This is a genomic window from Microbacterium sp. AC035 (assembly GCF_979258485.1).
The window spans coordinates 467,053-490,196 of record NZ_OZ409858.1 but is presented as its reverse complement, the minus strand read 5'-3'; the positions used below and the strand labels follow the sequence as shown (position 1 = coordinate 490,196).

Below are 23,144 nucleotides of genomic sequence, written 5' to 3'. Positions count from 1 at the left end.
GTCACTCTCCTTCCTGCTCGAGGATGTCCATCATGGCGTTGACGACGGGAGCGGGGATGCGGTCGGTCCGCAGCACCTCTCCTCCCGCTCGTGCGAGGTTCTCGGCCAGCGTCCGCGCGAACGCGAGCTCGAGCACGACGATGGCCGCCGAGCTCCCCGGGGGCACGGTCTCGGCGAGCGTCTCGATGTCCTCGTCGCCGGCCAGTCCGGCTGCGAGCGGCTCGAGTTCGTTGAGGCCGGGAAGATCGCCGTCTTCGAGGTCGAAGATCTCGATCTCGCCGTCGTCGGACTTGGCCAGGACGACGATGTCGAGCAACCGCACCGTCCCCGCGCCTATGAGGTCGTCCAGTGCTCCGAAGATGCTCGGATCCGGATGCCTCCCCTCGAACCCGACGAGGTAGTACTCCACGGGTCCGTAGCGGAAATCATTCATCTCGTGTTCCTCTCTCTGACGGCGCGTGCTCGCTGAGCTCTTCGATCGCCGCACGATTGGTGTCGAAGACCCTCTGGTCGTCGAGGATGCCCAGTCTCTTCAGACGGTCGACTGCCGTGGCGCGCAGGCGGCTGAACGACACGGTGACACCGTGGGAGCGCATCGATTCCATGAGGCTCTCGAACGACTCCGCAGCTGTGACATCGGCGTCCGTGACCGCCTCCATGTCGATCACGACGTGGCGCACAGCTCCCGGCCCTGGTGCCTCGACCGCCGATCGCACGGCGGTCGCGAAGGCATCCGCGTTCGCGAAGAACAGCGGCGCCGCCATACGCACGACGACGATCCCTGGTGCCGTCATCGTGCCCGGCTGCGCGGCGTCGAGGAGCGAAGCCGTCGGCCGGTCGTCGTCGGCGAGCACATCGATCGCCGGGCTCGATGCGCGTCGGGCCAGGTTGATGAGGGCGAGCACGAAGGCGATGAGGATGCCGGGGATCGAGCCGACGAACAGCGTCACGAGGAAGCACACGGCGCCGATGGCGAACTCGAAGCGATCGATGCGCCACAGCGCTGCGAATTCCTTGATGCCCAGCAGCGGGAGGATCGCCACCCCGACGATGGCCCCGATGGCCGGAGACGGGATGTCCTCGAGGAGCCCGGTGCCGAACAGCAGCAGAAGCAGGGTCCCGGCGGCGAGGACCAGCGAGGGCAGCTGGGTGCGCGAACCCGACTGGTCCATCGCCGCGGTGCGGCTGGTCGACGATCCGACCGCGAAACTGCCCTGTGCCCCGGCGGCGATGTTCGCGACCCCGAACGCGAGGAGATCGCGGTTCGGAGACGTGCGGTAGTGCCGCTTCTCGCCGTACGAGCGGGAGACGAGAAGCCCCTCGGCCGTCGTCACGAGAGTGAGCGCCATCGCCGACGGGACGAGCAGCAGCCAGGTCTGCCAGTCGAGCACGGGCCAGGTGAGGGTCGGTGCGCCCGCAGGCACCTCGCCGAGGACGGCGACGCCGCGATCCGCGAGCCCGGTGCCGAGCACCAGCACGGTGGCGACCACCATCACGACGAGCGCCCAGGGCACCGCTCTCAACAGCCGCCGCCCGAGGATGAGAACCGCGACGGATGCCGCGGATATCGCGAGCGACCACGGGTTCGTGGTTCCGAGTCCGCCGATGAGCCCGGCCACCTTGTCGACGAACTCTCCACCGGAATCGATCGAGACACCGAGCATCTTGGCGATCTGCGAGACGAGGATGTCGAGGGCGAGGCCGCCGACGAATCCGACCAGGATCGGCTTCGAGAGGAAGTTCGCGAGGAACCCCAGCTTGAAGACGGCGAGCAGCACGAACATGACGCCGCAGATGATCGCCTGCGCGAGGGCCATGGTGACGTAGTCGTCGGACCCGGCCGCGGCGAGGCCTCCGATCGAGGAGGCGACGAGCGCGGCTGCCGCCGCATCGGGCGACGCCACGAGCTGTCGGGAAGACACGACGAGCACGTAGACGATCGTCGGGACCACCAGTGCATAGAGCCCGGCGGTCGCGGGCAGACCGGCGATCTGCGCGTAGCCGATGTTGAGAGGGATCGCGATCGCGAGGAGGGTCACGCCGGCGAGCAGTTCGCTCACGAGATTCCGACGTGTGACGCCGACCAGCGGTCTCTGCACCTCGTCACCTCCGTGCTCGCGCCCTCGGTGCGGGCGATGTGCCCATGCTGACATCGGCGCCGCGACCACGACGTCGCCACTCACCCCAAGCGGGTGAAGGGCGTCGATCACTCCAGTGGAGGCGATGTCTCGCTGTCCTGGCGCGGGATCCACACCTGGCGGACGATGATCAGGATCGACGCCGTGATCGGGATCGCGACGAGTGCGCCGAGGAGGCCCAGCAGCGTCGCTCCGATCATCGCCCCGATGATCACGAGCACGCTCGGAACCGCCGCCGCTCGACCCATCACCCTCGGGGTGACGATATAGGCCTCGATCTGGATGTAGACGAAGTACGCGATGACGAAGATCAGGGCGGCTATCGGACTGACGAAGAGCGTGGCGACTCCGCCGATCACGAGGAAGACCAGCGAGCCGATCATCGGCACCAGCGTGATGAAGAACGCCACGATCGCCAGCACCACGGGCGCCGGCGACCCCACGACGAGCTGCAGCACGAGCACCACGGCCGCATTGATGGACGACAGTGTGACTCCCCCGGCGACCACGCCGCCCACCGACGACGTCACCTCGTCGAGCAGTCTCGAGAAGGTCGCTCGTCGATAGGCGGGAACGAGTCGAGCAGCCGCCGCCTTGATGCTCTCGAGCGACGCGACGAAGTAGAGCGTCAGCACCGACACCATCACGAAGCTCGACACCGCACCGATGACACCGAACCCCGCTTTGAGCACTCCCCCCGAGATCGTCAGGAACGACGACAGGGTCGTGAGCGAATGCAGCCCCTCGGCGATCACCGCCGAGAGATCCACGCCCAGGTTGCGTTCGAGATCGAGATACCACTCACTCTGCTGCATCGAGTCGATCGCCTCAGGCGCGCCGACGACCACCGCTGCGAGCTGACGGACCGTGGCCGGAACCACGACCAGGAGGATCACGACGACGAGGAGCAGGAACGCGACGGCGACGATCGCGACCCCGATCGGTCGGCGCACGCCGCGACGCTCCAGAGCGCGCACGGCCGGGTCGAGCCCGAGCGCGAGGAACACACCGAGGAAGATCGACATGAGGACCGTCGAGATGCCTGCGATGGTCGCGGCGAGCGCCATCGCCAGGAGCACACCGAGAGCCACCGCGAAACCGGAGCGCAGCGGATGCGCAGGCAGCACTCGCTGCAGTCGGCCCCACCGCGATGCGTTCGCTGGCACGGCCGCTGGATCCTGCCGTTCCGTCTGGTCCACACGAGGACTGTACCGAGGCGTCCGGACGGCCCGGATGGCCGCTCGCCCGCTCCGGGTGAGGGCGCGGCGACTTCGGTGATCCGCGGTGCCAATATCACCACAGACAGAAACTCAACGAGAGGAGTCTGCAATGTCCATATGGGATAGCTTCTGGGCCATCATCTGGTGGTTCTTCTGGGCTTTCGTATTCATCTCCTACCTGATGGTGCTCTTCAACATCATCGCCGACCTCTTCCGCGACCACGCGCTGAACGGATGGCTCAAGGCGCTGTGGATCATCTTCCTGATCTTCGTGCCCTTCCTCACCGCACTGGTCTACCTGATCGCCCGCGGCCCCGGCATGGCAGAGCGCAACGTCTCGTCCATGCAGGCGCAGCAGCACGCGGCCGACAGCTACATCCGCAGCGTCGCCGGCAGCAGCCCGAGTGACGAGATCGACAAGGCGGCCAGGCTCCTGGCCGCGGGCACGATCACCGAGGCGGAGTTCGCGTCGATCAAGGCTCGGGCCCTGGCCTGACGCCCAGGACTGGGGTGGTCGGACCGATGACTCGCGATCTCGGGGATGTGCAGATCCTCGTCGTGAGGATCGGCTCCGACCGCCCCAGTCCGGGGTTGCTCGAGGCTCTGCTGCGCCAGGTCGAAGCCGGCACTCTTCAACTCCTCGACTTCTTCCTCCTGCATCGACGGACCGAAGGCGGCTACGACCTCACCGAGATCGACGAGTCCGAGTTCTCCCTCGCCGGGCTGTCGCTGCAGATCGCCGGTCTGGTCGGCACGGACGACGCCCGGCGCATCGCGATGGACCTGCCCCTCGGCGCGTGGGCGGCAGTCGTCCTCGTCGAGCCGATCGAGCTGCTCGACGCGGTGTCGTTCGCGCGACTCTCGTCAGACCTCGCCCGTCTCGGTCATCCCCTGATCGACACGCATTCCGTGTCTGCGTCCACGGCCAACGCGGTGTGGGATCGAGCGCGCCGCCGCACGTGACCTGCGGCCCGCGTGCTCGGCACCCTCTCAGAGTGTGCTCCGCACGGCCTCCCGACGCGACGACACCTCCAGCTTGCGGTAGATCGAACGCTGGTGCGTCTTGACGGTGTTGATCGACAGCCCCAGCTCTCGCGCGATCTCGGGGAGGGTCCGAGAGGTCTGCAGCTGCCGGAAGACATCTCTCTCTCGCTCCGACAGAGAGCCCGACGCGGGGCCTGCGGTGTCTGAGGCGAGGCACCGGCCGATGAAGTCCTCGAACTCGGTGCCGTGATGCACGTGCTCGCTCAACAGTCGGCGGACGGCCGTCTCCCGCGGACCGAACGGCAGACGAACGTTCTCGCCTGATGCCACCGCAATCGCCGCCTCGCACAGGTCGTGGGCCTTGTCATGGTCGCCGACATGGCGGCGCATGACTGCCGCGGTGATCAAGGTCGACGACTTGACGTACGAGACCTCGGCGAAGATCCGCATCGAGCGCAGCATCTCGAGAGCGGCGGCGTAATCGCCTCCGCGCCGGAGCACCCCGGCGAGCGCGACGCCGATGAGCGGCAGGTCGGGGATCGGAAGGTGTCGTCGGGCGATCCGCAGGGCGCGGTCGCCGTTTCCGACGGCCTCTTCGAGCAGCGCGATGGCCGACTCTCGGAACACGGGCCACGAGACACCGTGGAGCATCTCGAGCGGGATGTCCTGGACCCCGATGGCTGCTCGTCGGCATGCCGCCGTCTCGCCGCCTTCCGCGGCAGCGTATGCCAACATCATCCGCGCGATCGCCGTGAACGACGGGTCATGACCGCTGGTGGCCAGCACAGTCTCGAAGTGGCACGCAGCGGCGTCCGTCTCGCCCGCCCAGTAGGCGACGAGACCGGCCGCTGCCGCTGTGCTGCCTCCCGCATAGCCGACGGCCGCCGACAGGGCGGGACCGGGAGCATCGATCTCGGCGAGCGTTCTCGCGGCATCCACGAAGCGGCCCTCCCAGGTCTGGCCGAAGGCGAGGTGCCCGAGTGCTCGCTTCCACAGCCCCACGTCCCCTGACCCCTCGATCTCCCTGGCAGCGGCGCCGAAGTACTCCGCGGGGAGCGTGGGATTCGTGGGATACCGGATCTCGGACCAGCCGATCAGATAGTTGACGGCCGCCCGATCGCTCACGAGTTCTTGCGCGCCGGAAAGCAGGGAGCGCAGAGTGGAGCCTGCCGACATGGCGTGCTCGCGGTCGTCGGCGACGAAGAGCTGCGCGATCGCGAGCGTCGTGGAGCATCCTCCCCCGGCCCTCGTGTGAGCGGCCTCGGCACGATCGATCAGCTCACGAGCGAGATGGTGCTCTCCGAGCACATCGGTCGCACACGCGCGCACGGCGAGGATCTCGGCGTCGTCCGGGTGGTGCCCGAGAAGGACGGTGGCGACGCGCTCGACCTCAGCCGCGTGCGCGCCCATGACCAACCGCATCCACTGGCTCATGAATGTCGCCCTGGCCCGGTCCGGATCCTGCGCACGCAGCGAATGGGCGACCGAGATCAGCGGGTCGGTGAGCTCCAGGAACCGCGCGACGCGTCTGTGGCGCTCGGCGTTGCGCTTCGGATCCTTGCGGGCGATCTCGATGCACTGACGGGCGAACGAGCCGTGCCAGCGGTAGACGACACCGTGGGGTCCTTCGAACCGATCGAGGAAGAGCCCCAGCCTGACGCAGTCGTCGAGAAGCGACCCTGCGTCGGCGCGACCTGTCACGGCGCTCGCCAGCTCGGGAGTGAGCTCATGGCAGATGGCGGCGTCGAGCACGAACTCGACGGTCTCCTGCGAAAGAGCGCTGAGCACGTGGTCGCGCACGTAGTCGCCGAGGAACGCGGATGCCGTCGCGGCATCGGATGACGGCCGCGCTCCCCCGATCGCCACGAGTTTGACGGCGATGGGCCATCCGTGCGTCTCGCGGAGGATGGTCTCCGCGTCCAGCCCCATCGCCCCCACGCCCTCGATCCGCTCGATCTCGGACCGCGTGAAGCGCAGAGTGTCGGGTCCGACGAACGCGCCGGGGTCCATCAGATGCTCCCTTGACAGCGTGATGTCCAGAAGGGTCGTCCCCACGAGCACCAGGTGGAGATTGTCCGGCGGCTGATCGGCCAGCAGTCCGAGCAGTCCGTCTCGCCAGTGCTCACCCGCGCGCTGCGCGTCGTCGATGACGAGGTGCACGAGAGCGTCGACCGCATCGAGCCCGTCGCAGATTTCGGCGTAGGCGCGCATGGGGTCGACGAGGCCGCGTGTGAGCGCAAGGGAGCGGCCCGCTCTCTCACTGCCGACGATCAGCGCATCGACCACTCCCTGCGCGAGGAACCCGGGTTCAGCATCCGACGGAGTGAGCGCGAGCCAGGAGAGCTCGTCTGTGCCGGATGCCCATTCGGCGACCGCCGTCGTCTTGCCGTATCCGCTCGGAGCGCTGACGACGCTGAGCTGTCGTCCCGTCGCCGCGTCGATCAGTGCATCGTTCACACGCGCTCGCCGCACGCCTCCCGGTTGTCGTTCCGGAGGGCGGAAACGCACAGCGGGTACAGGACGAGACAGGCGCGTGGGGGAGGCCATGCCCTCAACCTAGCGATGGCCGGTATATCGGACAAGGGGCCGTCTCTCAGTCGTCACGTCACCGCGTAGGAGCGCTCCCACATCGACACTCGCGGCAGGACCTCACCCGCATGGGGTGAGAGACCCACCATTCACGCCACCGTCGGTGCACTCTGAGACCAGCACGTCAGTTCGTGCGCAGGGGGTTCTCGATGACGGATGAGGGCGGCCATGAGTGAGCTGCTGATCACTCTCATCCCCGTCGCGCTCGGAGTCGTGCTCAGCCCGCTGGCGATCATGGCCTTAGTCGCCGTGCTGCTGTCTCGACGGGCGAGTGCGAACGGCATCGCGTTCCTGATCGGGTGGGTCGTCGGTCTCGCCGGTCTCCTCGCGCTGGCGCTCTGGCTGTTCGGCGTCTTCGAGGTGCACGGGCTCCGCGAACCGCCGCTCTGGGTGCCGATCCTCCGCCTCCTCATCGGACTCTTCCTCGTGGGCGCCGCCGTGTGGGTGTATCGCAGAGGCTCCGCGCGAATCCGTCAGATGGCCGCCGCATCCTCTCCGCAGCAGGTGGTCGCGGCCGCGCCGCAGCTCCCGGGGTGGCTGCATGCGGTCGAGACCTTCCGTCCCGTGCGCACCGGGTTCCTCGGCCTCGCGCTCTTCGTGCTCAATCCCGTCGACGCGTCCTGCGCCATCATCGCCGCGCTCGACATCTCTCTCGCGCAGATCGGCGGCGATGCCGTCTGGGTCGCTCTGGCATTCGTCGTCGTCGGCACGCTTCCGATCGCCGTGCCGGTGTTCTACGTCGCGATCCGAGGCGAGAGCTCTCAGCCGATGCTCGACGCCGCCCGCCGCTGGGTCGCCGGGAACACCCACGTGATGAACGCCGCTCTGCTGCTGGTGATCGGCGCCCTTCAGCTGCAGAAGGGCATCTCGGGCCTGCTGTGAATGAGGTCGTGCGTCGTCTCGCCGGGCCTGCCGCCATTAAATTGCGCACAATCTAATTGCGTGCAATGCTTGAGTCATGGCCGTGACCGATGAGATGGTGTGCTTCTCGCTGTACTCCGCCGCCCGCGCGACGACGCAGGCGTACCGCGCCCTCCTCGCGCCCTGGGGGCTGACCTACCCGCAGTACCTCGTGCTCGCCATCCTGTGGATGGAGGGCGAGCAGACCATCGGTTCACTGGGCGACGCCATGCAACTCGATTCGGGCACGCTGTCGCCGCTCGTGCGGCGGCTCGAACAGGCCGGCTACGTGGCCCGTGTCCGCAGCTCGACCGATGAGCGCGTCGTCATGGTGCAGCTGACAGGCGCCGGCACGGCGCTGCGCACCGAAGTCGCACCCGTTCACACCAAGGTCGCGGCCCTCGCCGGCATGCAGGACGACGACCAGCGTCACCGCCTGATCACCGAGCTGCAGCAGCTCACCGCACGGCTGCAGCACACCGACTGACCACAACCCGGAAGGAATCCACACGATGGACGCTCTCTACACCGCCGAAGCACTCGCCACCGGAGCAGGCCGCAACGGCCGCGTCACCACGGGCGAGGGCCGACTCGACCTCGACCTCGCGATCCCGAAGGAGATGGGAGGCAGCGGGGACGGAGCCAACCCCGAGCAGCTGTTCGCCGCCGGCTACGCCGCGTGCTTCCACTCCGCGCTGCAGACCGTCGCCCGTGCGCAGAAGGTGAAGATCGCCGACTCGTCGGTCGGCGCCCGCGTGCAGATCGGATCCAACGGCGACGGCGGCTTCGGCCTGGCCGTGCAGCTCGAGGTCGTCCTCCCCGACCTGCCTCATGAGCAGGCGCAGTCGCTCGCGGATGCAGCCCACCAGGTCTGCCCGTACTCCAACGCGACTCGCGGCAACATCGACGTCACGATCACCGTCACCGACGACTGATCCCCTCGAACATCCCCACGACCGATCCCACAAGGAGAACATCATGCGCGCCCTCACTCACGACACGTTCGGCGATCCCGAGCAGGTACTCACCGTCACCGAGCGTCCGACTCCGGACCCCGGGCCCGGCCAGGTCCGTCTGCGGATCGCCCTCTCCCCCATCCACAACCACGACCTCTGGACCATCCGAGGCACCTACGGCTTCAAGCCCGAGCTCCCGGCGGCATCCGGCACCGAGGCGCTCGGCATCGTGGATGCGCTGGGCGAAGGCGTCGAGAACCTCTCCGTCGGTCAGCGCGTCGCCACGGGCGGCACGTTCGGCGCCTGGGCCGAGTACGTCGTCGCCGACGCAGCCGGACTCATCCCCGTGCCGGAGTCGCTGAGCGACGAGAGCGCCGCGCAGTTGGTCTCGATGCCCTTCAGCACCATCAGCCTGCTGCAGTTCCTCGGCGCCGAGAAGGGCGATTGGATCGTGCAGAACGCGGCGAACGGCGCGGTCGGTCGCATGCTTGCCCAGCTCGGTGCTGCTCGTGGCGTGAACGTCATCGGTCTGGTCCGCCGCGCGGCCGGCGTCGACGAACTGCGCGAGCAGGGCATCGAGAACGTCGTGGCGACCGACCAGGACGGCTGGCGCGAGCAGGTCGCCGAGATCACCGGCGGTGCGCACGTCGCCTTCGGCATCGACTCGGTGGGCGGCTCGTCGGCGGGCGACGCGCTGTCGCTCCTCGGCGAAGGCGGCACGCTCGTGGCCTTCGGCGCGATGAACTCCCCCACCATGGAGATCGCATCCGGCGACGTGATCTTCAAGCAGGCCACCGTGAAGGGGTTCTGGGGCAGCAAGGTCATTCAGACGATGGATGCCGCCACACGCGGCGCCCTGTTCGGCGAACTCATCCAGCGTGTCAGCGACGGCACCCTGACCCTGCCTGTCGCCGGCGTCTTCGACGCCGCCGATGCGGCTGACGCTGTGCGTGCGAGCAACACCGCCGGCCGTGTGGGCAAGGTGCTCCTGCAGTTCTGAGTCGAGCGGCTGACCACCATCGCCACAGCCTCGCGCTCGCCTGGTGGTCAGCCGCCGAACTCGGTGCGGATGTCGGCGCCCAGGTGCAGACTCTGCACATGGAGATCACACTCGCACAGCCGGCAGGACTCGTCGTGAGCCCCGCCTTCAGTCACGTCGCCGTCATCCCTCCTGGGGCCACGACGATCCACGTCGGCGGCCAGAACGGCGTCGATGAGACCGGCGCACTCGTCTCGACGGATGCCGCCGAGCAGTCGCTCCGAGCCGTCCAGAACGCCCGCATCGCCCTCGAGTCAGCGGGCGCGAGCCTCGAAGACGTCATCAGCTGGACCATCTACATCCACCAGGATGCCGATCTCCGTGCTGCCTACGGCGCCGTCGCGTCGACGCTCGCACGCGATGGCGCACCTCCCCTGGTGACCGCTGCGCTCGTGGCCGGACTGGGCGTGCCAGGCGCACTGATCGAGGTGAGCGCCATCGCCGCTGTCATCCACGGCTGACATCCCCGGATCAGCGGCTCAGATCCTGCCCCGCACCGGTGTCCGCTCGGTCGAGTCACCACCGTCCGGCATCGCCATCTCGGCACGAACGCCGAGCAGTCGCACCTCCCGGTCGCGATCGAGAGTGGCCCCGAGGGCGAGAGCCGCGTCGACGACCGCGGCGCGCTCGTTCGCCGGCTCTGACAGCTTTCTACCGAACGTCCTGGTGTCGAAGGGCGCGTACCGCACCTTCAAATGCACGCGGACGACCGGCCGCCCTTCGGCGGCGCAGTCCTCGAAGGCCTGCCCTGCCAACTCGACCAGCGCCGCCTCCACCTCCGCAGCCGTCGTGAGGTTCTGCTGAAACGTCGTCTCACGGCTATGACTGCGCGCCACCCAGGGGGTGTCGTCGACCACGGCAGGTCCGAGGCCAGAACCGAGCCCGTGATACCAGACGCCCATCCGCGGTCCGAACTCCGCGATGAGCTGCCCCTCCTCCGCGTCAGCGAGCTCGCGCACGGTCGTGATGCCGTGGGCGGCGAGCCTCTTCTGCACCTTCGGGCCGACACCCCACAGGTCCCGCGTCGGCCGTGCACCCATCACCGCGAACCAGTTCTCGGCGGTGAGTCGGAACACGCCTCGGGGCTTGCCGAACTCGGTGGCGATCTTGGCGCGCACCTTGTTGTCGCCGATCCCGACCGAGCAGTGCAGCCCGGTCGACTCCAGCACAGCGCTCTGAGCGATGCGCGCCACCCCCTCAGGGTCGTCCGTCGTGACGCCGAGGAAGCACTCGTCCCAGCCGATGACCTCGAGCACCGCCCCTGGCAGCGTGCGCAGCGTCGACATCACCTCGGTCGATGCCGCCTCGTAGGCGTCATGATCCACCGGCAGGAAGACAGCGTTCTCCGGGGCCTTGCGTGCCGCGATCTTCAACGGCATCCCGGATCCGATGCCGAACTCGCGCGCCTCGTACGACGCCGTCGACACGACGGCGCGCTCCGTCGGATCCCCTCTGCCGCCGACGATCACGGGGAGCCCGGCGAGCTCAGGCCTGCGCAGCACCTCGACGGCAGCGATGAACTGGTCCATGTCCACGTGCAGAACCCAGTCGCTCATGCAACGAGTGTGGCCCGAGTCGGGCGGGAAGTCACCCCTCGGACACCATCAGCGCGCGGACGTCAGCCGATCGAGACGCCGATCGCCGTCGCGATCACGGCGAGCAGCGGCAGGGTGCCCTGCATCGCGGCCGCACGCAGCTTGCTCGGATCCGAGAGCACGAGCACCAGCGCGGCGGCGAGCATCATCCCCGTGCCGGCGAAGACCAGGGTCAGCCCGATCGTGGTGAGGCCGATGATCACGAAACCCACACCGAGCAGCGCGGTGAGCGCGAGGAACAGGTTGTAGAAGCCCTGGTTGAAGGCGAGGGCCTTCATGGTGACCGCGTCGGCCTCACTGGCGACTCCGAAGATCTTCCTCGTCTCGGGCTCCGTCCACCTGAGCGATTCGAGCGCGAAGATGAATACGTGGAAAGCGGCAGCGGCCGCGGCGAGGACGAGTCCGACGATGAGCATGACTCGATCGTATCGACCCGCGCGTGCCGTCAGATCAGGAAGATCGGCAGCAGCCCCGGGTTGTGCGCGTGCACGAGCACGGCGAACACGACGGCGTCGAACAGCAGATGCACGGTCACGACGTACGCGAGCGAGTGCGTCCGCACGAAGATGAAGCCCTGCAGGAGGGCGAACGGGATCGTGAGCAGCGGACCCCACTCGCGGTAGCCGAGCTCCCACAGGAAGGAGACGAACACGATCATCTGCAGCACGTTGGCGAGCGCATCGGGGAAGTGCCGGCGCAGCAGTGCGAAGACGGTGCAGATGAAGAACAGCTCGTCCCAGATCCCGACCGCTCCGACGCCGACGAACAGGCGCGCGATGAGTTCGGGTGAGTCGACGACCGGCCAGTTCTGGTAGACGCCGCTCGTGATGAAGTAGAAGGGCAGGATCAACCAGCCGAGCACGAGGACCGCCACCAGCCAGCCCCACTGCAGGCGCCCCCACCGCCGGTGCGCACGCCAGGGAAAGCCGATCGCGCGGTCTCGGAAGACGAAGCGGGAGACGACGTACGGCACCGCGACCGCCCCGCCGAGTGCCAGCGTGAATCGCAGCATCGCGAGGTTGTCCAGCTCCGCCGCCAACGGTATGACGCTCACGATGAGCATGCCGAGGGCGATCAGCGAGAGGTCACGGGTGAGCGAGGGCTGACGACTCACTCCGATCACGCGAGCACTCTCGGGCCGCACGCCGACGCTCACCGTCTGATCCGGCGGCGAGGGCACCCGTCGTTCGACGAGCCACGCGCCACCGACGCCGAGCGCGAGCAGCACCCAGCCGAGCCAGGCGATCTGCACCACGAAGAAGGCCGGTGCCGCCGCGCACACGAGCAGCGCGGGCACGAGAGCGGGCACCGTCGTCGACGTGCGCTGCCCAGCGGTCACGCGCGCGACTTCCGCCGATACACGAGATCGCGGATGTCGCGTCCCTTGGCGATCCCCTTGCGCTCGAAAGCCGTCATGACTCGTCCGTCGAACCGCTCCGCCCATTCACCGTCGAAAGCGCGCTCGAACAGCGGCTCCGCGTCCAGCACCTCGCGCATCTGCAGGGCGTAGTCCTCCCAGTCGGTCGCGAGCCGGAGCAGGCCTCCGTCGCGAAGCGCACGGGCGGCGGTGTCGCCGAACCCCTGGCGGACGAGGCGCCGTTTCGTGTGCTTCTTCTTGTGCCAGGGGTCGGGGAAGAAGATCCAGACCTCCGCAGCAGCAGCCTCGGGCAGGTACGACGAGAGCACCTCCGGAGCGTTCGCCTCGACCACCCGCACGTTGCGAGCGCCCTCGCGATCGGCATCGAGCATCGTCCGGGCGAGGCCGGCGCGAAAGACCTCGACCGCGAGGAAGTCGTCAGCGGGACGCGACGATGCCGCGGCGACGATCGCGTGACCTTGACCGGACCCGATCTCGACGTACAGATCGGCATCGCGCCCGTATTCCACGGAAGGATCGAGGCGCGCCTCAGGATGCACCGAGGTCCAGGCGACATCGCGAGGAACGTCGAGGAGGTAATGCGGTCCGAGTTCTTCGAACGCCCGCTCCTGGGCGTCGGACATCCGGCCGCTGCGGCGCACGAACGAGACCGGTTCGTCGCGGAAGGTGCGGGGTTCGGGCATGTTTCCAGGGTAGTCGGCGACGGGGAACGCCACCGACCGCGGCTCAGGGCGCTGGTGCCGTCACGAAGTCGATCAGCTCTTCCACCCGGCCCAGCAGCGCGGGCTCGAGGTCCCGGTAGGTGTGCACCTTCGACAGGATGTGCTGCCACGCCCGCCCCGTGTCGGCCTGCGTTTCGTATGGCCACCCGAATGCTCGGCAGATTCCGGTCTTCCAGTCCGTTCCCCGAGGGATCTCGGGCCATTTCGCGATACCCAGAGCCCGAGGTGTGACGCACTGCCAGACGTCCACGAAGGGGTGCCCGACGATCCGCACGTGCTTCCCGTGCGGACCTCGTGCCACGGCATCCGCGATGCGCGACTCCTTCGAACCGGGAACGAGATGATCCACCAGCACGCCGTAGCGGCGTGACGCGCTGGGCGGCTCCGCAGCGAGCAGGTCGTCGAGCAGATCGACTCCCTGCAGGAACTCGACGACCACGCCCTCGACCCGCAGGTCGGCTCCCCACACCTTCTCGACGAGCTCGGCGTCGTGCTTGCCCTCCACGAGGATACGGCTGGGCAGAGCGACCCTCGCCCGCTGGTCGGCGGCCACGAAGGATCCGGATGCCGTGCGGCGGAGCCCCTGCTCCTTCGCCGCGGGAGGGGTGAGCCGCACCGGCGATCCGTCGATCAGGAATCCGCCGCCGAGGGGGAAGAGGCGCTTGCGTCCTACCCGGTCCTCGAGCTCGACGTTGCCGCCCTGCACCCGAGTGACCGCTCCGCAGAATCCGTCCTGCGCGACCTCGACGACGAGATCGAGCTCGGCCGGGATCTGGGGCACCGGCTTCGCCGCGCGCTCCCGCCAACCAGCCGCGAGCACATCCGATCCGTACCTGTCGTCCATGCCATCCAGCGTATGTGTCTCCGCTGAGGGCGAACGGTCATCCCCGCTCGGAAGCTGTCGCGTGTCGGCCTCAGTGCATAGACTCGTGCCATGGGGCTCGGCTGCCGGTCGGAGGGAACACGATGAAGACACGGTGGCTGGCGCTGGCCGCAATGACCGCGGCAGCAGCCGCAGGAGCCTTCTCCGTCTCGGCTGCGTCTGCGACCGATCCGGTCACGCTCGACTCGGGATACGTGACCGACGACGCCGACGTGCTCAGTGCGAGCGAAGAGGATGCCGTCGAGGCTCGGCTTCAGACGCTCAGCGACAACTCCTCCTCCGATCTCTTCGTCGTCCTCGTCGACGATTTCACCTCGCCGACCGACAACGCTCAGTGGGCCGACACGGTCGCCGAGAACAACAACCTGGGCTCCGAGCAGTACCTCCTCGCCATCGCGGTGGACGGGCGCAGCTACTACATCTCTGCCGCACCCGACGGTCCGCTCAGCGACAGCAAGCTCGACGACGTGGAAGACAAGATCCAGGGCCTGGCTGCGCAGGAGGACTGGGAGGGCATGATCGTCCTCGCCGCCGACGAGATCCAGGGTGACGGCGGCGCCGGCGCGCTCCGCGCCACGCTCATCGTCGTCGGGATCATCGCTCTCGGCCTCATCGTCTGGCTCGTCGTCTCTCTCATGCGCCGTTCCCGTCGGAACGCAGAGATCCGCAGGCGCGGGGCCATGCCCGAGAAGCCCGATCCGAACGATCCGTTCTCGACGCTGACCGACGAGCAGGTGCAGACGCAGGCGGGAGCTGCACTCGTGCAGGCCGACGATGCGATCACCTCGAGCCGGGAGGAACTCGGATTCGCCGTCGCTCAGTTCGGCGAGGCGGCCACCTCGGCGTTCACCGGTGCCGTCGAGACCGCCAAGGCCAAGATGTCCGAAGCCTTCGACCTCAAGCAGAAGCTCGACGACGAGATCGAGGACACTGTCCACGATCGCCGGGCCTGGCACATCCGCATCATCCAGATCTGCGACGAGATCGACGACGTCCTCGACGAGAACACCGAGGCGTTCGACGCCCTTCGCAAGCTCGAGCAGAACGCGCCGCAGGAGCTCGAGCGGGTCAGGGGCGAGCGGGCAGCGCTCACCCCTCTTCTCGCCGGCGCCTCCTCCGCTCTGTCGGCGCTCGCCGACACCTACGACGCCACGGCCCTGTCGACCGTCGCTGACAATCCTGCGCAGGCCCAGGAGCGAGCACTGCTCGCCGACCGTTCGATCGAGGCCGCAGGTCAGGCGATCGCCGCCGGCAGATCCGGCGAGGCGGCCTTCGCGATCCGCACGGCCGAGCAGTCGATCGCCCAGGCCGCTCAGCTGGTCGACGCGATCACCGCGCTCGGCGCGGAGCTGACGGACATCGAAGCCCGGGCGCAGGCCCTCGTCGCAGAGCTGCAGGCCGACATCGCCGCCGCGCAGCAGCTGCCCGACTCCGGTGGAGCCATCTCCTCCGTCGCTGCGGCGACCGTCCAGCAGCTGCAACAGGCGCAGACCGGTCTCGCCGGCACCTCACGGAGCCCCCAGCGGGTCCTCGACGCCCTCACCGCGGCGAATGCGCAGATCGATGCCGCGATCGCCCAGGGCACGCAGGCCGCAGAGCGCGCCCGCCGAGCACAGCAGATGCTCGAGCAGACACTGACCCAGGCCGGCTCGGAGATCCGCGCAGCGCGGGAGTTCATCGAGACCCGCCGCGGCACGGTCGGGTCCACTGCGCGCACTCGGCTCTCGCAGGCCGAAGCCTCCCTGACACAGGCGCTGAACCTGCGCGCATCCGACCCCGAAGCGGCGCTCACCGAGGCCGGGCGCTCACTCGACCTCGTCCGTCAGGCCACGTCGTCTGCTCAGGCCGACGTCGAGGCGATGAGCCCGAGCCGGTACCAGAACGACGGATGGGGCGGAGGCGGCAGCATCTTCGGCGGCTCGGGGTCCGGCGGATCCGGCCTCGGAGGAGACATCCTCGGCGGCATCATCGGCGGCCTGCTCTCCGGCGGCGGAGGCGGCGGCGGGTCCTCCCGCAGCAGCAGCTGGCGATCCAGCGGAGGCGGAGGCTTCCGCAGCTCCGGTTTCGGCGGAGGAGGCGGCAGCCGCTCCAGTGGCCGCAGCGGCCGTTCGGGAGGGCGACGCTTCTGAACCGCACATCTATCGACCCCAGACATCGAGTCCGACCCTCTGAAAGGAACCACGCATGACCAAGCAGTCCATCTTCGGACGTATCTCGACCCTTGTCCGCGCGAACATCAACTCGCTTCTGGACTCTGCGGAAGACCCGCAGAAGATGATCGACCAGCTCGTTCGCGACTACACGAACAGCATCGCCGACGCCGAGTCGGCCATCGCCGAGACCATCGGCAACCTGCGTCTGCTGGAGCGCGACCACGAAGAAGACGTCCAGGCGGCCACCGAGTGGGGCAACAAGGCGCTCGCGGCGAGCCGCAAGGCCGACGAGATGCGCACCAAGGGCGATGCCGCAGACGCCGACAAGTTCGACAACCTCGCGAAGATCGCTCTCCAGCGCCAGATCAGCGCCGAGCGGGAGGCGACCGGGGCAGAGCCCCAGATCGCCGCACAGACCGAGATCGTCGACAAGCTCAAGTCCGGCCTCAACGGCATGAAGGACAAGCTCGGCGAGCTGAAGAACAAGCGCAGCGAGCTGCTCGCCCGCGCGAAGGTCGCCGAGGCGCAGACGAAGGTGCAGGACGCGGTCTCCTCGATCAACGTCCTCGACCCCACCAGCGAGCTGGGCCGTTTCGAAGACAAGGTCCGCCGCCAGGAGGCTCTTGCGCAGGGCAAGATCGAACTCGCGGCATCGAGCCTCGACGCGCAGTTCGAGAGCCTCGAGGACCTCGGTGAGCTCACCGAGGTCGAAGCTCGTCTCGCCGAGCTGAAGGCGGGCGGCTCCGCCCCTCGCCAGGCCATCGAAGGCTCCTGACACACCTGCGGGTGCCTCGGATCCTCGTGTCCGAGGCACCCGCTCCTCTTTCTCAGCTGGAGGCACCCATGGTGCGTTTCCTCGTCGTCCCGCAGTGGCAGGGCTCCCCCGCCGCCCGCGCGATGCTTCTCGTCGACGGCGCCTCGGCGATCGCCGGTGACCTTCCGCGTGCGGCGACCACCGTGCTCGATGTGCCGGTGGAGGCAGGCGAGTCTCTGGGCACGGGCGTTCGCCGCCTCAGCGCACTCATGCGCACCAGGGAGCTCGTCGATGCGAGCATGTCGGCCGACACGGTGATCATCGGCGGCGATTGCAGCGTGACGGTCGCGGCCCTGGCGGCTCTGCCGGGTGGGACAGACGACCTCGCCGTCGTGTGGTGCGACGCTCACGCCGATATGCACACGCCCGACACCTCGCCCTCCGGCGCCTTCTCGGGTATGGCGCTCCGCGCGGTGCTCGGCGAGGGCGAGACTCAGCTCGCCGTGACGCCCGGGATTCCCCGTGGTCGAGTGGTCACGGTGGGCATGCGCAACCTCGATGAGGCCGAGCTCACCGCTCTGGACGGCCTGACACAGCTCTCCGTCGAAGATCTCGAGTCGCCCGATGCCCTGGCCGACGCGGTCGAGGCGACAGGCGCACGCCGCGTGTGGGTGCATATCGATGTCGATGTGCTCGACCCCGCCGAGATCGCCGGAGTCTCCTCTCCTGCCCCGTTCGGACTCGCGCCCGCAGCTCTGAGCGCAGCGATCCGCGCGCTGCGGGCACGCGTGCCGCTGGCAGGCGCCACCATCGCGGGGTTCGCCCCTCGGTCGCCTGCCGATGCGGTCGATGATCTCGGCGCGCTGCTTCGTCTCGTCGGTGCAGTCGCATGACTGCTGACTGGCGTCCGGCCGCCGAGCTCGCCCTGGCCCGCGGTCGACGACTCGACCGACGGATCCCCGCGTTCCTCCTCCGTTCGCCCATCAGCCGGATCGGCTATTGGTGGGGCACGGCCGTCGGCTGGATCTGGGGCTCGCTGTGGAGCACCGGCCCCGTCGAGCGACGAGCGGGACTCTGGGTGTTCCGCGGGATGCCGAAATGGACGTTCAATCGCGGTGGCGTCTGCGTGGGCGGTTGCTTCCTCACCGGAGACACGCGTCCGAGCGACGCGATGCTGCGACATGAGGCCGTGCACAAAGCACAGTGGCTGCGTTACGGCTTCCTGCTCCCGGTGCTCTATCTCTTCGCGGGTCGGGACCCGCTGCGCAACCGCTTCGAGATCGAGGCGGGCCTCGAAGACGGCAACTACGTCCGCCGCAGCAGGTCTGCGCCGTAGTCGGCCCAGAGCCTTCAGCCGTAGACGAGCGGAGCCCTCAGGCTTAGGAGGGCAGGGCCCTCAGCCTTGGAAGCGCAGAGCCTCAGCGCTCGAGGGGCAGAAGTCCGAACCGCTCGGGCGCGTGGATCTGAGCGGGCTGGATGTCGAGGGTGTCCGTCAGGTGCTCGACGATGTCGGCAGTGCCGAGGTATCCGCCCAACAGGGTGATGTGCGTCTCGAGCTCGTCGTCGCAGAGCATCTCGTCAGCCCAGGCGCAGGTCGCTCGCGCGAGCGCCTGACCAGGAGCGCAGGCGCGGCCCGTTCCGGGTGCACCCGATCGTTGAGCTCGTGCGAGCCAGGTGACCGTCATGCGTCCGGGGGCCTCGATCACGCCGATGTCCGACGCGTCCGCGACCTCGATGAAGATCCGGCCCGATGCGCACAGCGGCAGAGTCGAGAGGAAGACCTCGAGTTCGACGAGCGAATGCTCGTCGGCAGTGACCAGGTGGTGAGCGCGACGACGTGCGGCGCGGCGCTCGGCACGCGTGCTGCGAGTCTCGACGAAGGTCTCCATGATTCAACAATCATACAGCACGTGAAGGGTTGCCTAACCTTGCTCGACGACTTCTTCCACGAGCGCCGACCGGAGAGCAGCGAGCTCCTGATCCGTCATTCCGTTCGCGCGCAGATAGCCGGCGGCAGAGCCCCACCGCTCGTCGACCTGCTCGAGCAGCGCCCTCATGACCGGCGCAGGAGACTGCGTGGCCAACGCGACGGCGTGCACCGCCTGCGGATGCTGCGACCTCAGGTATGCGGCGATCCGGTGCGATCGCTCGGCAGGGAGCAGCGACTCGGTGAGGGCGTAGTCCTCGACGATCGCTTCACGATCGGCACCCACTGCTGCGAGCGCGAGGGCTACCGTCACCCCGGTGCGGTCCTTGCCGACGGTGCAGTGAACCAGGGTCGGCTCTCCGGCCGCGATGATGCGGATGGCGGCGACGAGCCGCTCGCCGCTCTCCTCCAGAAGATGCAGATAGAGGTCTTCCAGACTCGTGTCGGTCTCGAAGAACGAACGCACGGAACCGAGGAAGAGCGGAAGGTGGGTGGTGTCCGGTCCCTCGATCTCGGTCGGCTCCGCGGCGACCTCCTCACCGTCGCGGAGGTCGACGATGTGGGCGACACGACGACGAACCTCATTCACACCGGCCGTGGTGGCGGCGGAGAGCTGGCCGGAGCGCAGCAGCATCCCCGAGCGGATCCGCCCGCCGTCAGCGGGGAGCCCGCCGACGTCGCGGAAGTTGTTGACGCCGTCGATCTCGAGGACGCTCATGCCTGCGCCTGCGGGGCGCGCGGCGGAACAGGGTATCGACCGGCGATGACGACCCTGTTGAAGGCGTTGATCGAGACGCAGGCCCAGCTCAGGGCCGCGTACTCCTTCTCTGTGAAGACACCGCCGACACGGTCGTAGACCTCGTCGGAGATGCCCTCCTCGGAGATGAACGTGAAAGCCTCGGCGAGCTCGAGCGCAGCCTCCTCGCGGTCGCTGAAGACATCGCTCTCACGCCATGTCGCGATCTGCATGAGCGTATCCGTGTCGATGCCGGCTTTCAGCGCCCTGTCGACGTGCAGACGTGTGCAGTAGCTGCATCCGTTCAGCTGCGAGGAGTGGATCATCACGATCTCCTTGAGCCGATCGTCGATGCCGTTCGCGGCGCAGATGTCCCCGACCGTGCGGGCGAACGCGTCGAGCGCCTGATAGGCCGCTGGCTCGGTCTTGGAGAGATGCACTCGGGTCTCGCTCATGCCTCAATGATATTCCGAAGTGCACTCGTCTCGGCGAGTTGATGCGAGTGGCCGTGAATGCAGAACAATAAGCAAGTAGGCGCGCTCATGAGCATTTTGTGCGCCGTAGCAGTGTTCTCGCTTCACAAATTGACCTCGCATTTCCGCAGCACCCGGAAAGCAGAGCAGAATATGCAGGTGGCGAACGACACCAGCGAGTTCAACTATCTTCCCGCACAGGCGCAGGCGATGGGGGTCCCCGTGCCGCCCGTCCGAAGAGTGACTCTGCCACTCCCCGATGGCCGTCATGTCAGCGCGCTGTTGTTCGGCGACGAGACGCCCCGCGTCACGCTGCTGCACGGTGCCGGTCTCAACGCCCACACGTGGGACACGACGGTGCTCGCACTGCAGCAGCCGGTGCTCGCGATCGACCTCGCCGGGCACGGCGACTCGTCGTGGCGCAGCGACGTGGACTACACCCCTCGCACGCTCGCGATCGACGTCGCAGCAGCACTCGACGCCTGGACCGATGGCACACAGCTGGTCGTCGGCCAGTCGCTCGGCGGCCTCACCGGCGCCGCCCTCGCTGCAGCCCGCCCCGACCTCGTCTCGGAGCTGATCGTCGTCGACATCACCCCTGGCATCGACACCGCTGCCGGACCGGCCGCCCTGCGGGAGTTCTACGCGGGCCCGACCGATTTCGAGACCCGCGACGAGCTCGTCGATCGCGCGATCTCCTTCGGGTTCGGAGGCGCCCGATCCGACACCGAGCGCGGCGTGTTCCTGAACACCCGTGTGCGTGACGACGGCCGTGTCGAGTGGAAGCACCACTTCGCGCACCTGGCCGCTCAGACGCTGGCCGCGCACGACCGTGGCGACGTCTCGGCGCCGTCCCCGCTCCACACCACCGGATGGCAGGATCTCGCGGAGACGACGGCCCCGGTGACCCTGGTCCGGGCGATCGACGGCTTCGTGAGCGAGGCGGATGCGCAGGAGTTCGGCGAGCGCCTGCCGCATGCACGCGTCACCGCCATCCAGGCCACCCACAATGTTCAGGAGACGGCGCCCGCCGAACTGGCGTCGCTGATCTCCTCGTCCCTTCCACCTCGCGGAATGTGACGTTCCGTTCCACATTCCGCCCTCACCGCCCGACACATCCCTAGGCTCGATCCAACGGCACACAGCAACTGCCGCACCGAGAGGAAACAACCCATGTTCCGACGTACGCGACGACTCGCGCTGATCTCCGCGATCGCGGCGAGCGCCATCGTCCTCACCGCCTGCGCAGGTGCCGCAGAGCCGGAGACCACCGAACCGGCCGGAGAGCCTGATCCCGACGCGACGCTCCAGGTGGGCCTCGTTCTGGAGCCCACGAACCTCGACATCCGTCACACCAGCGGCGCCGCGCTGGAGCAGATCCTGATCGACAACATCTACGAGGGTCTCATCAGCCGGACGCAGGAGAACGAGATCGTGCCGCGGCTCGCCTCCGACTACGAGGTCTCCGAAGACGGACTCACCTACACGTTCACCCTGAACGACGGCATCACCTTCCACAGCGGCACCGCGCTCACCTCCGCCGATGTCGTCGCCTCGTACGAGGCCGTGCGCACGGACCCCACGCTGCAGGGCAATGCCGAGTTCACCTCAGTGGCGTCGATCACAGCGCCCGACCCGACCACCGTGCAGATCGTGCTGACGGAGCCGAACCAGAACTTCCTGTTCTCGTTGACGGGTCCTGCAGGCCTCGTGTTCCAGACCGGAGACACGACCGATCTCAAGACCGCCGAGAACGGCACGGGGCCGTTCACCCTGACGCGATGGAACAAGGGCAGCGCCATCACCTTCGCCCGCAACGAGGCCTACTGGGGCGAGCCGGCAGGGGTCGCCGAGGTCGAGTTCCAGTACATCCCCGACTTCACGGCAGGGGTGAACACGGCTCTCGACGGCGGTGTCCAGGTGCTCACGGCAGTGGATCCGAATCTCGCCCCGCAGCTCGAGGAGTCCGGTGACTTCTCCCTCACGACCGGCCGGACCACCGACAAGGCGACGCTCGCGTTCAACAACGCCAAGGCGCCCCTCGATGACGTCCGGGTGCGCGAAGCACTGCGTCTCGCGATCGACCACGAGGCTCTCGTCGAGGCCGTCGGCGCGGGCTCCACGCTCTACGGACCGATCCCCGAGCTGGATCCCGGTTACGAGGACCTCTCCGACGTCGTCTCCTACGACCCCGAGAAGGCCAAGGAACTGCTCGCCGAAGCCGGGCAGGAAGATCTCGAGCTCACCCTGACGATCCCGAACTTCTACGGCACGACTGTTCCGAAGGTTCTCATCTCCGACTTCCAGAAGGTCGGAGTCACCCTCGACGTCGACTCGGTGGAGTTCCCGGCCTGGCTGGAGGACGTCTACACCAACCACGACTACGACCTGAGCTTCGTGCTGCACGTCGAGCCGCGCGACTTCGGCAACTTCGCGAACCCCGAGTACTACTTCGGGTACGACAACGCCGAGGTCCAGGGCCTGTACACCGAGGCCTTGGCCGAGGTCGACCCGGACAAGTCCGCAGACCTGCTCGCCGAGGCCGCTCGGATCGTCTCCGAGGACCACGCCGCGGACTGGCTGTACAACGGTGCGACGATCACGGCCGTGAGCCCGCTGGTCACGGGCTTCCCCGAGGACTCGATCAACTCGCGCATCAACCTGGCCGGCGTCACCGTGGCCACCGAGAAGTGATGA

The 23,144-nt window shown here is 68.0% G+C and carries 25 protein-coding genes; 13 read left to right on the top strand and 12 right to left on the bottom strand.

The window, feature by feature from the left end; all coding sequences use genetic code 11:
* Position 1: 1 nt before the first annotated feature.
* From ACZ0AA_RS02265 to ACZ0AA_RS02255, 3 genes are all read right to left on the bottom strand, one after another.
* Complete coding sequence (locus tag ACZ0AA_RS02265) at positions 2-433, bottom strand: DUF6325 family protein (protein ID WP_400860976.1); 432 nt, start codon at positions 431-433, stop codon at positions 2-4.
* On the bottom strand, positions 426-2,060 hold the full coding sequence (locus ACZ0AA_RS02260; RefSeq protein WP_463512036.1) for a SulP family inorganic anion transporter: 1,635 nt from the start codon (positions 2,058-2,060) through the stop codon (positions 426-428). The genes ACZ0AA_RS02265 and ACZ0AA_RS02260 overlap by 8 nt, the downstream gene beginning before the upstream one ends.
* A 146-nt stretch (positions 2,061-2,206) precedes the next feature.
* Positions 2,207-3,304, bottom strand: a complete 1,098-nt coding sequence (locus ACZ0AA_RS02255) for an AI-2E family transporter (RefSeq protein WP_400860980.1) — start codon at positions 3,302-3,304, stop codon at positions 2,207-2,209.
* 163 nt (positions 3,305-3,467) lie between these two features.
* Between ACZ0AA_RS02255 and ACZ0AA_RS02250 the strand changes: the two genes are divergently transcribed.
* Both ACZ0AA_RS02250 and ACZ0AA_RS02245 read left to right on the top strand, forming a co-directional pair.
* Positions 3,468-3,854, top strand: a complete 387-nt coding sequence (locus ACZ0AA_RS02250; protein WP_400860982.1) for an SHOCT domain-containing protein — start codon at positions 3,468-3,470, stop codon at positions 3,852-3,854.
* Between the two features lie 26 nt (positions 3,855-3,880).
* Positions 3,881-4,321 carry a DUF6325 family protein gene (locus ACZ0AA_RS02245; protein WP_400860984.1) on the top strand — a complete coding sequence of 147 codons (441 nt, stop codon included), beginning with the start codon at positions 3,881-3,883 and terminating at the stop codon, positions 4,319-4,321.
* A 27-nt stretch (positions 4,322-4,348) separates the two neighbouring features.
* Here ACZ0AA_RS02245 and ACZ0AA_RS02240 read toward each other — a convergent pair whose 3' ends face one another.
* Positions 4,349-6,799 (bottom strand): LuxR C-terminal-related transcriptional regulator, encoded by a 2,451-nt coding sequence (locus tag ACZ0AA_RS02240; RefSeq protein WP_463512035.1) that lies wholly within the window; start codon positions 6,797-6,799, stop codon positions 4,349-4,351.
* Positions 6,800-7,099: 300 nt separating this feature from the next.
* Here ACZ0AA_RS02240 and ACZ0AA_RS02235 point away from each other — a divergent pair, with 300 nt between their 5' ends.
* The 5 genes from ACZ0AA_RS02235 to ACZ0AA_RS02215 all read left to right on the top strand — a co-directional run bounded on the left by ACZ0AA_RS02235 (position 7,100) and on the right by ACZ0AA_RS02215 (position 10,287).
* Positions 7,100-7,813, top strand: coding sequence for a GAP family protein (locus tag ACZ0AA_RS02235; protein WP_463512034.1), 714 nt, complete (start codon positions 7,100-7,102; stop codon positions 7,811-7,813).
* Between the two features lie 76 nt (positions 7,814-7,889).
* A complete protein-coding gene (locus ACZ0AA_RS02230; protein ID WP_463512033.1) occupies positions 7,890-8,318 on the top strand; it encodes a MarR family winged helix-turn-helix transcriptional regulator in 429 nt (142 codons plus the stop codon).
* 25 nt (positions 8,319-8,343) lie between these two features.
* Complete coding sequence (locus tag ACZ0AA_RS02225; protein WP_400860992.1) at positions 8,344-8,766, top strand: organic hydroperoxide resistance protein; 423 nt, start codon at positions 8,344-8,346, stop codon at positions 8,764-8,766.
* Positions 8,767-8,809: 43 nt separating this feature from the next.
* Complete coding sequence (locus ACZ0AA_RS02220) at positions 8,810-9,787, top strand: zinc-binding dehydrogenase (RefSeq protein ID WP_463512032.1); 978 nt, start codon at positions 8,810-8,812, stop codon at positions 9,785-9,787.
* 98 nt (positions 9,788-9,885) lie between these two features.
* Positions 9,886-10,287, top strand: coding sequence for a RidA family protein (locus ACZ0AA_RS02215; RefSeq protein ID WP_400860996.1), 402 nt, complete (start codon positions 9,886-9,888; stop codon positions 10,285-10,287).
* Between the two features lie 18 nt (positions 10,288-10,305).
* Here ACZ0AA_RS02215 and ACZ0AA_RS02210 read toward each other — a convergent pair whose 3' ends face one another.
* The 5 genes from ACZ0AA_RS02210 to ACZ0AA_RS02190 all read right to left on the bottom strand — a co-directional run bounded on the left by ACZ0AA_RS02210 (position 10,306) and on the right by ACZ0AA_RS02190 (position 14,365).
* A complete protein-coding gene (locus ACZ0AA_RS02210) occupies positions 10,306-11,382 on the bottom strand; it encodes a DNA polymerase IV (RefSeq protein ID WP_463512031.1) in 1,077 nt (358 codons plus the stop codon).
* A 62-nt stretch (positions 11,383-11,444) separates the two neighbouring features.
* Positions 11,445-11,837, bottom strand: a complete 393-nt coding sequence (locus tag ACZ0AA_RS02205) for a DUF1304 domain-containing protein (protein ID WP_400861000.1) — start codon at positions 11,835-11,837, stop codon at positions 11,445-11,447.
* A 29-nt stretch (positions 11,838-11,866) separates the two neighbouring features.
* Complete coding sequence (locus ACZ0AA_RS02200; protein ID WP_400861002.1) at positions 11,867-12,760, bottom strand: CPBP family intramembrane glutamic endopeptidase; 894 nt, start codon at positions 12,758-12,760, stop codon at positions 11,867-11,869.
* A complete protein-coding gene (gene trmB, locus ACZ0AA_RS02195; RefSeq protein ID WP_400861005.1) occupies positions 12,757-13,482 on the bottom strand; it encodes a tRNA (guanosine(46)-N7)-methyltransferase TrmB in 726 nt (241 codons plus the stop codon). The genes ACZ0AA_RS02200 and trmB overlap by 4 nt, the downstream gene beginning before the upstream one ends.
* A gap of 43 nt (positions 13,483-13,525) precedes the next feature.
* Entirely contained in the window at positions 13,526-14,365 is an 840-nt protein-coding gene (locus ACZ0AA_RS02190; protein WP_400861007.1) for a DUF3097 domain-containing protein, read from the bottom strand.
* 122 nt (positions 14,366-14,487) lie between these two features.
* Here ACZ0AA_RS02190 and ACZ0AA_RS02185 point away from each other — a divergent pair, with 122 nt between their 5' ends.
* The 4 genes from ACZ0AA_RS02185 (at position 14,488) to ACZ0AA_RS02170 (ending at position 18,647) form a co-directional block, all read left to right on the top strand.
* Positions 14,488-16,533 carry a TPM domain-containing protein gene (locus tag ACZ0AA_RS02185; RefSeq protein WP_463512030.1) on the top strand — a complete coding sequence of 682 codons (2,046 nt, stop codon included), beginning with the start codon at positions 14,488-14,490 and terminating at the stop codon, positions 16,531-16,533.
* Between the two features lie 55 nt (positions 16,534-16,588).
* A complete protein-coding gene (locus ACZ0AA_RS02180) occupies positions 16,589-17,332 on the top strand; it encodes a PspA/IM30 family protein (protein ID WP_042541884.1) in 744 nt (247 codons plus the stop codon).
* A 68-nt stretch (positions 17,333-17,400) separates the two neighbouring features.
* Positions 17,401-18,204: an arginase family protein gene (locus ACZ0AA_RS02175; protein WP_463512029.1), complete on the top strand. Its 804-nt coding sequence runs from the start codon at positions 17,401-17,403 to the stop codon at positions 18,202-18,204.
* Positions 18,201-18,647, top strand: a complete 447-nt coding sequence (locus ACZ0AA_RS02170) for a Fe-S oxidoreductase (RefSeq protein ID WP_400861014.1) — start codon at positions 18,201-18,203, stop codon at positions 18,645-18,647. The genes ACZ0AA_RS02175 and ACZ0AA_RS02170 overlap by 4 nt, the downstream gene beginning before the upstream one ends.
* 82 nt (positions 18,648-18,729) lie before the next feature.
* On the opposite strand, the gene ACZ0AA_RS02165 is transcribed toward ACZ0AA_RS02170, so the two are convergent.
* The 3 genes from ACZ0AA_RS02165 to ACZ0AA_RS02155 are packed head-to-tail and all read right to left on the bottom strand — an operon-like array spanning position 18,730 to position 20,429.
* Positions 18,730-19,200: an SIP domain-containing protein gene (locus ACZ0AA_RS02165; protein WP_400861016.1), complete on the bottom strand. Its 471-nt coding sequence runs from the start codon at positions 19,198-19,200 to the stop codon at positions 18,730-18,732.
* Between the two features lie 33 nt (positions 19,201-19,233).
* Positions 19,234-19,956 (bottom strand): tyrosine-protein phosphatase, encoded by a 723-nt coding sequence (locus ACZ0AA_RS02160; protein ID WP_463512028.1) that lies wholly within the window; start codon positions 19,954-19,956, stop codon positions 19,234-19,236.
* Complete coding sequence (locus ACZ0AA_RS02155) at positions 19,953-20,429, bottom strand: carboxymuconolactone decarboxylase family protein (protein WP_042541889.1); 477 nt, start codon at positions 20,427-20,429, stop codon at positions 19,953-19,955. The genes ACZ0AA_RS02160 and ACZ0AA_RS02155 overlap by 4 nt, the downstream gene beginning before the upstream one ends.
* Before the next feature lie 171 nt (positions 20,430-20,600).
* Between ACZ0AA_RS02155 and ACZ0AA_RS02150 the strand changes: the two genes are divergently transcribed.
* Positions 20,601-21,527 (top strand): alpha/beta fold hydrolase, encoded by a 927-nt coding sequence (locus ACZ0AA_RS02150; RefSeq protein WP_463512027.1) that lies wholly within the window; start codon positions 20,601-20,603, stop codon positions 21,525-21,527.
* Between the two features lie 93 nt (positions 21,528-21,620).
* Entirely contained in the window at positions 21,621-23,141 is a 1,521-nt protein-coding gene (locus ACZ0AA_RS02145) for an ABC transporter substrate-binding protein (protein ID WP_463512026.1), read from the top strand.
* Positions 23,142-23,144: the final 3 nt, after the last annotated feature.

Coding starts and splice junctions, on each gene's coding strand:
- ACZ0AA_RS02245 (WP_400860984.1), top strand. CDS start 3,881: ATGACTCGCGATCTCGGGGATGTGCAGATCCTCGTCGTGAGGATCGGC.
- ACZ0AA_RS02155 (WP_042541889.1), bottom strand. CDS start 20,429: ATGAGCGAGACCCGAGTGCATCTCTCCAAGACCGAGCCAGCGGCCTAT.
- ACZ0AA_RS02160 (WP_463512028.1), bottom strand. CDS start 19,956: ATGAGCGTCCTCGAGATCGACGGCGTCAACAACTTCCGCGACGTCGGC.
- ACZ0AA_RS02265 (WP_400860976.1), bottom strand. CDS start 433: ATGAATGATTTCCGCTACGGACCCGTGGAGTACTACCTCGTCGGGTTC.
- trmB (WP_400861005.1), bottom strand. CDS start 13,482: ATGCCCGAACCCCGCACCTTCCGCGACGAACCGGTCTCGTTCGTGCGC.
- ACZ0AA_RS02170 (WP_400861014.1), top strand. CDS start 18,201: ATGACTGCTGACTGGCGTCCGGCCGCCGAGCTCGCCCTGGCCCGCGGT.
- ACZ0AA_RS02175 (WP_463512029.1), top strand. CDS start 17,401: ATGGTGCGTTTCCTCGTCGTCCCGCAGTGGCAGGGCTCCCCCGCCGCC.
- ACZ0AA_RS02165 (WP_400861016.1), bottom strand. CDS start 19,200: ATGGAGACCTTCGTCGAGACTCGCAGCACGCGTGCCGAGCGCCGCGCC.
- ACZ0AA_RS02250 (WP_400860982.1), top strand. CDS start 3,468: ATGTCCATATGGGATAGCTTCTGGGCCATCATCTGGTGGTTCTTCTGG.
- ACZ0AA_RS02190 (WP_400861007.1), bottom strand. CDS start 14,365: ATGGACGACAGGTACGGATCGGATGTGCTCGCGGCTGGTTGGCGGGAG.
- ACZ0AA_RS02150 (WP_463512027.1), top strand. CDS start 20,601: ATGCAGGTGGCGAACGACACCAGCGAGTTCAACTATCTTCCCGCACAG.
- ACZ0AA_RS02205 (WP_400861000.1), bottom strand. CDS start 11,837: ATGCTCATCGTCGGACTCGTCCTCGCCGCGGCCGCTGCCGCTTTCCAC.
- ACZ0AA_RS02225 (WP_400860992.1), top strand. CDS start 8,344: ATGGACGCTCTCTACACCGCCGAAGCACTCGCCACCGGAGCAGGCCGC.
- ACZ0AA_RS02220 (WP_463512032.1), top strand. CDS start 8,810: ATGCGCGCCCTCACTCACGACACGTTCGGCGATCCCGAGCAGGTACTC.
- ACZ0AA_RS02185 (WP_463512030.1), top strand. CDS start 14,488: ATGAAGACACGGTGGCTGGCGCTGGCCGCAATGACCGCGGCAGCAGCC.
- ACZ0AA_RS02215 (WP_400860996.1), top strand. CDS start 9,886: ATGGAGATCACACTCGCACAGCCGGCAGGACTCGTCGTGAGCCCCGCC.
- ACZ0AA_RS02145 (WP_463512026.1), top strand. CDS start 21,621: ATGTTCCGACGTACGCGACGACTCGCGCTGATCTCCGCGATCGCGGCG.
- ACZ0AA_RS02230 (WP_463512033.1), top strand. CDS start 7,890: ATGGCCGTGACCGATGAGATGGTGTGCTTCTCGCTGTACTCCGCCGCC.
- ACZ0AA_RS02210 (WP_463512031.1), bottom strand. CDS start 11,382: ATGAGCGACTGGGTTCTGCACGTGGACATGGACCAGTTCATCGCTGCC.
- ACZ0AA_RS02235 (WP_463512034.1), top strand. CDS start 7,100: ATGAGTGAGCTGCTGATCACTCTCATCCCCGTCGCGCTCGGAGTCGTG.
- ACZ0AA_RS02180 (WP_042541884.1), top strand. CDS start 16,589: ATGACCAAGCAGTCCATCTTCGGACGTATCTCGACCCTTGTCCGCGCG.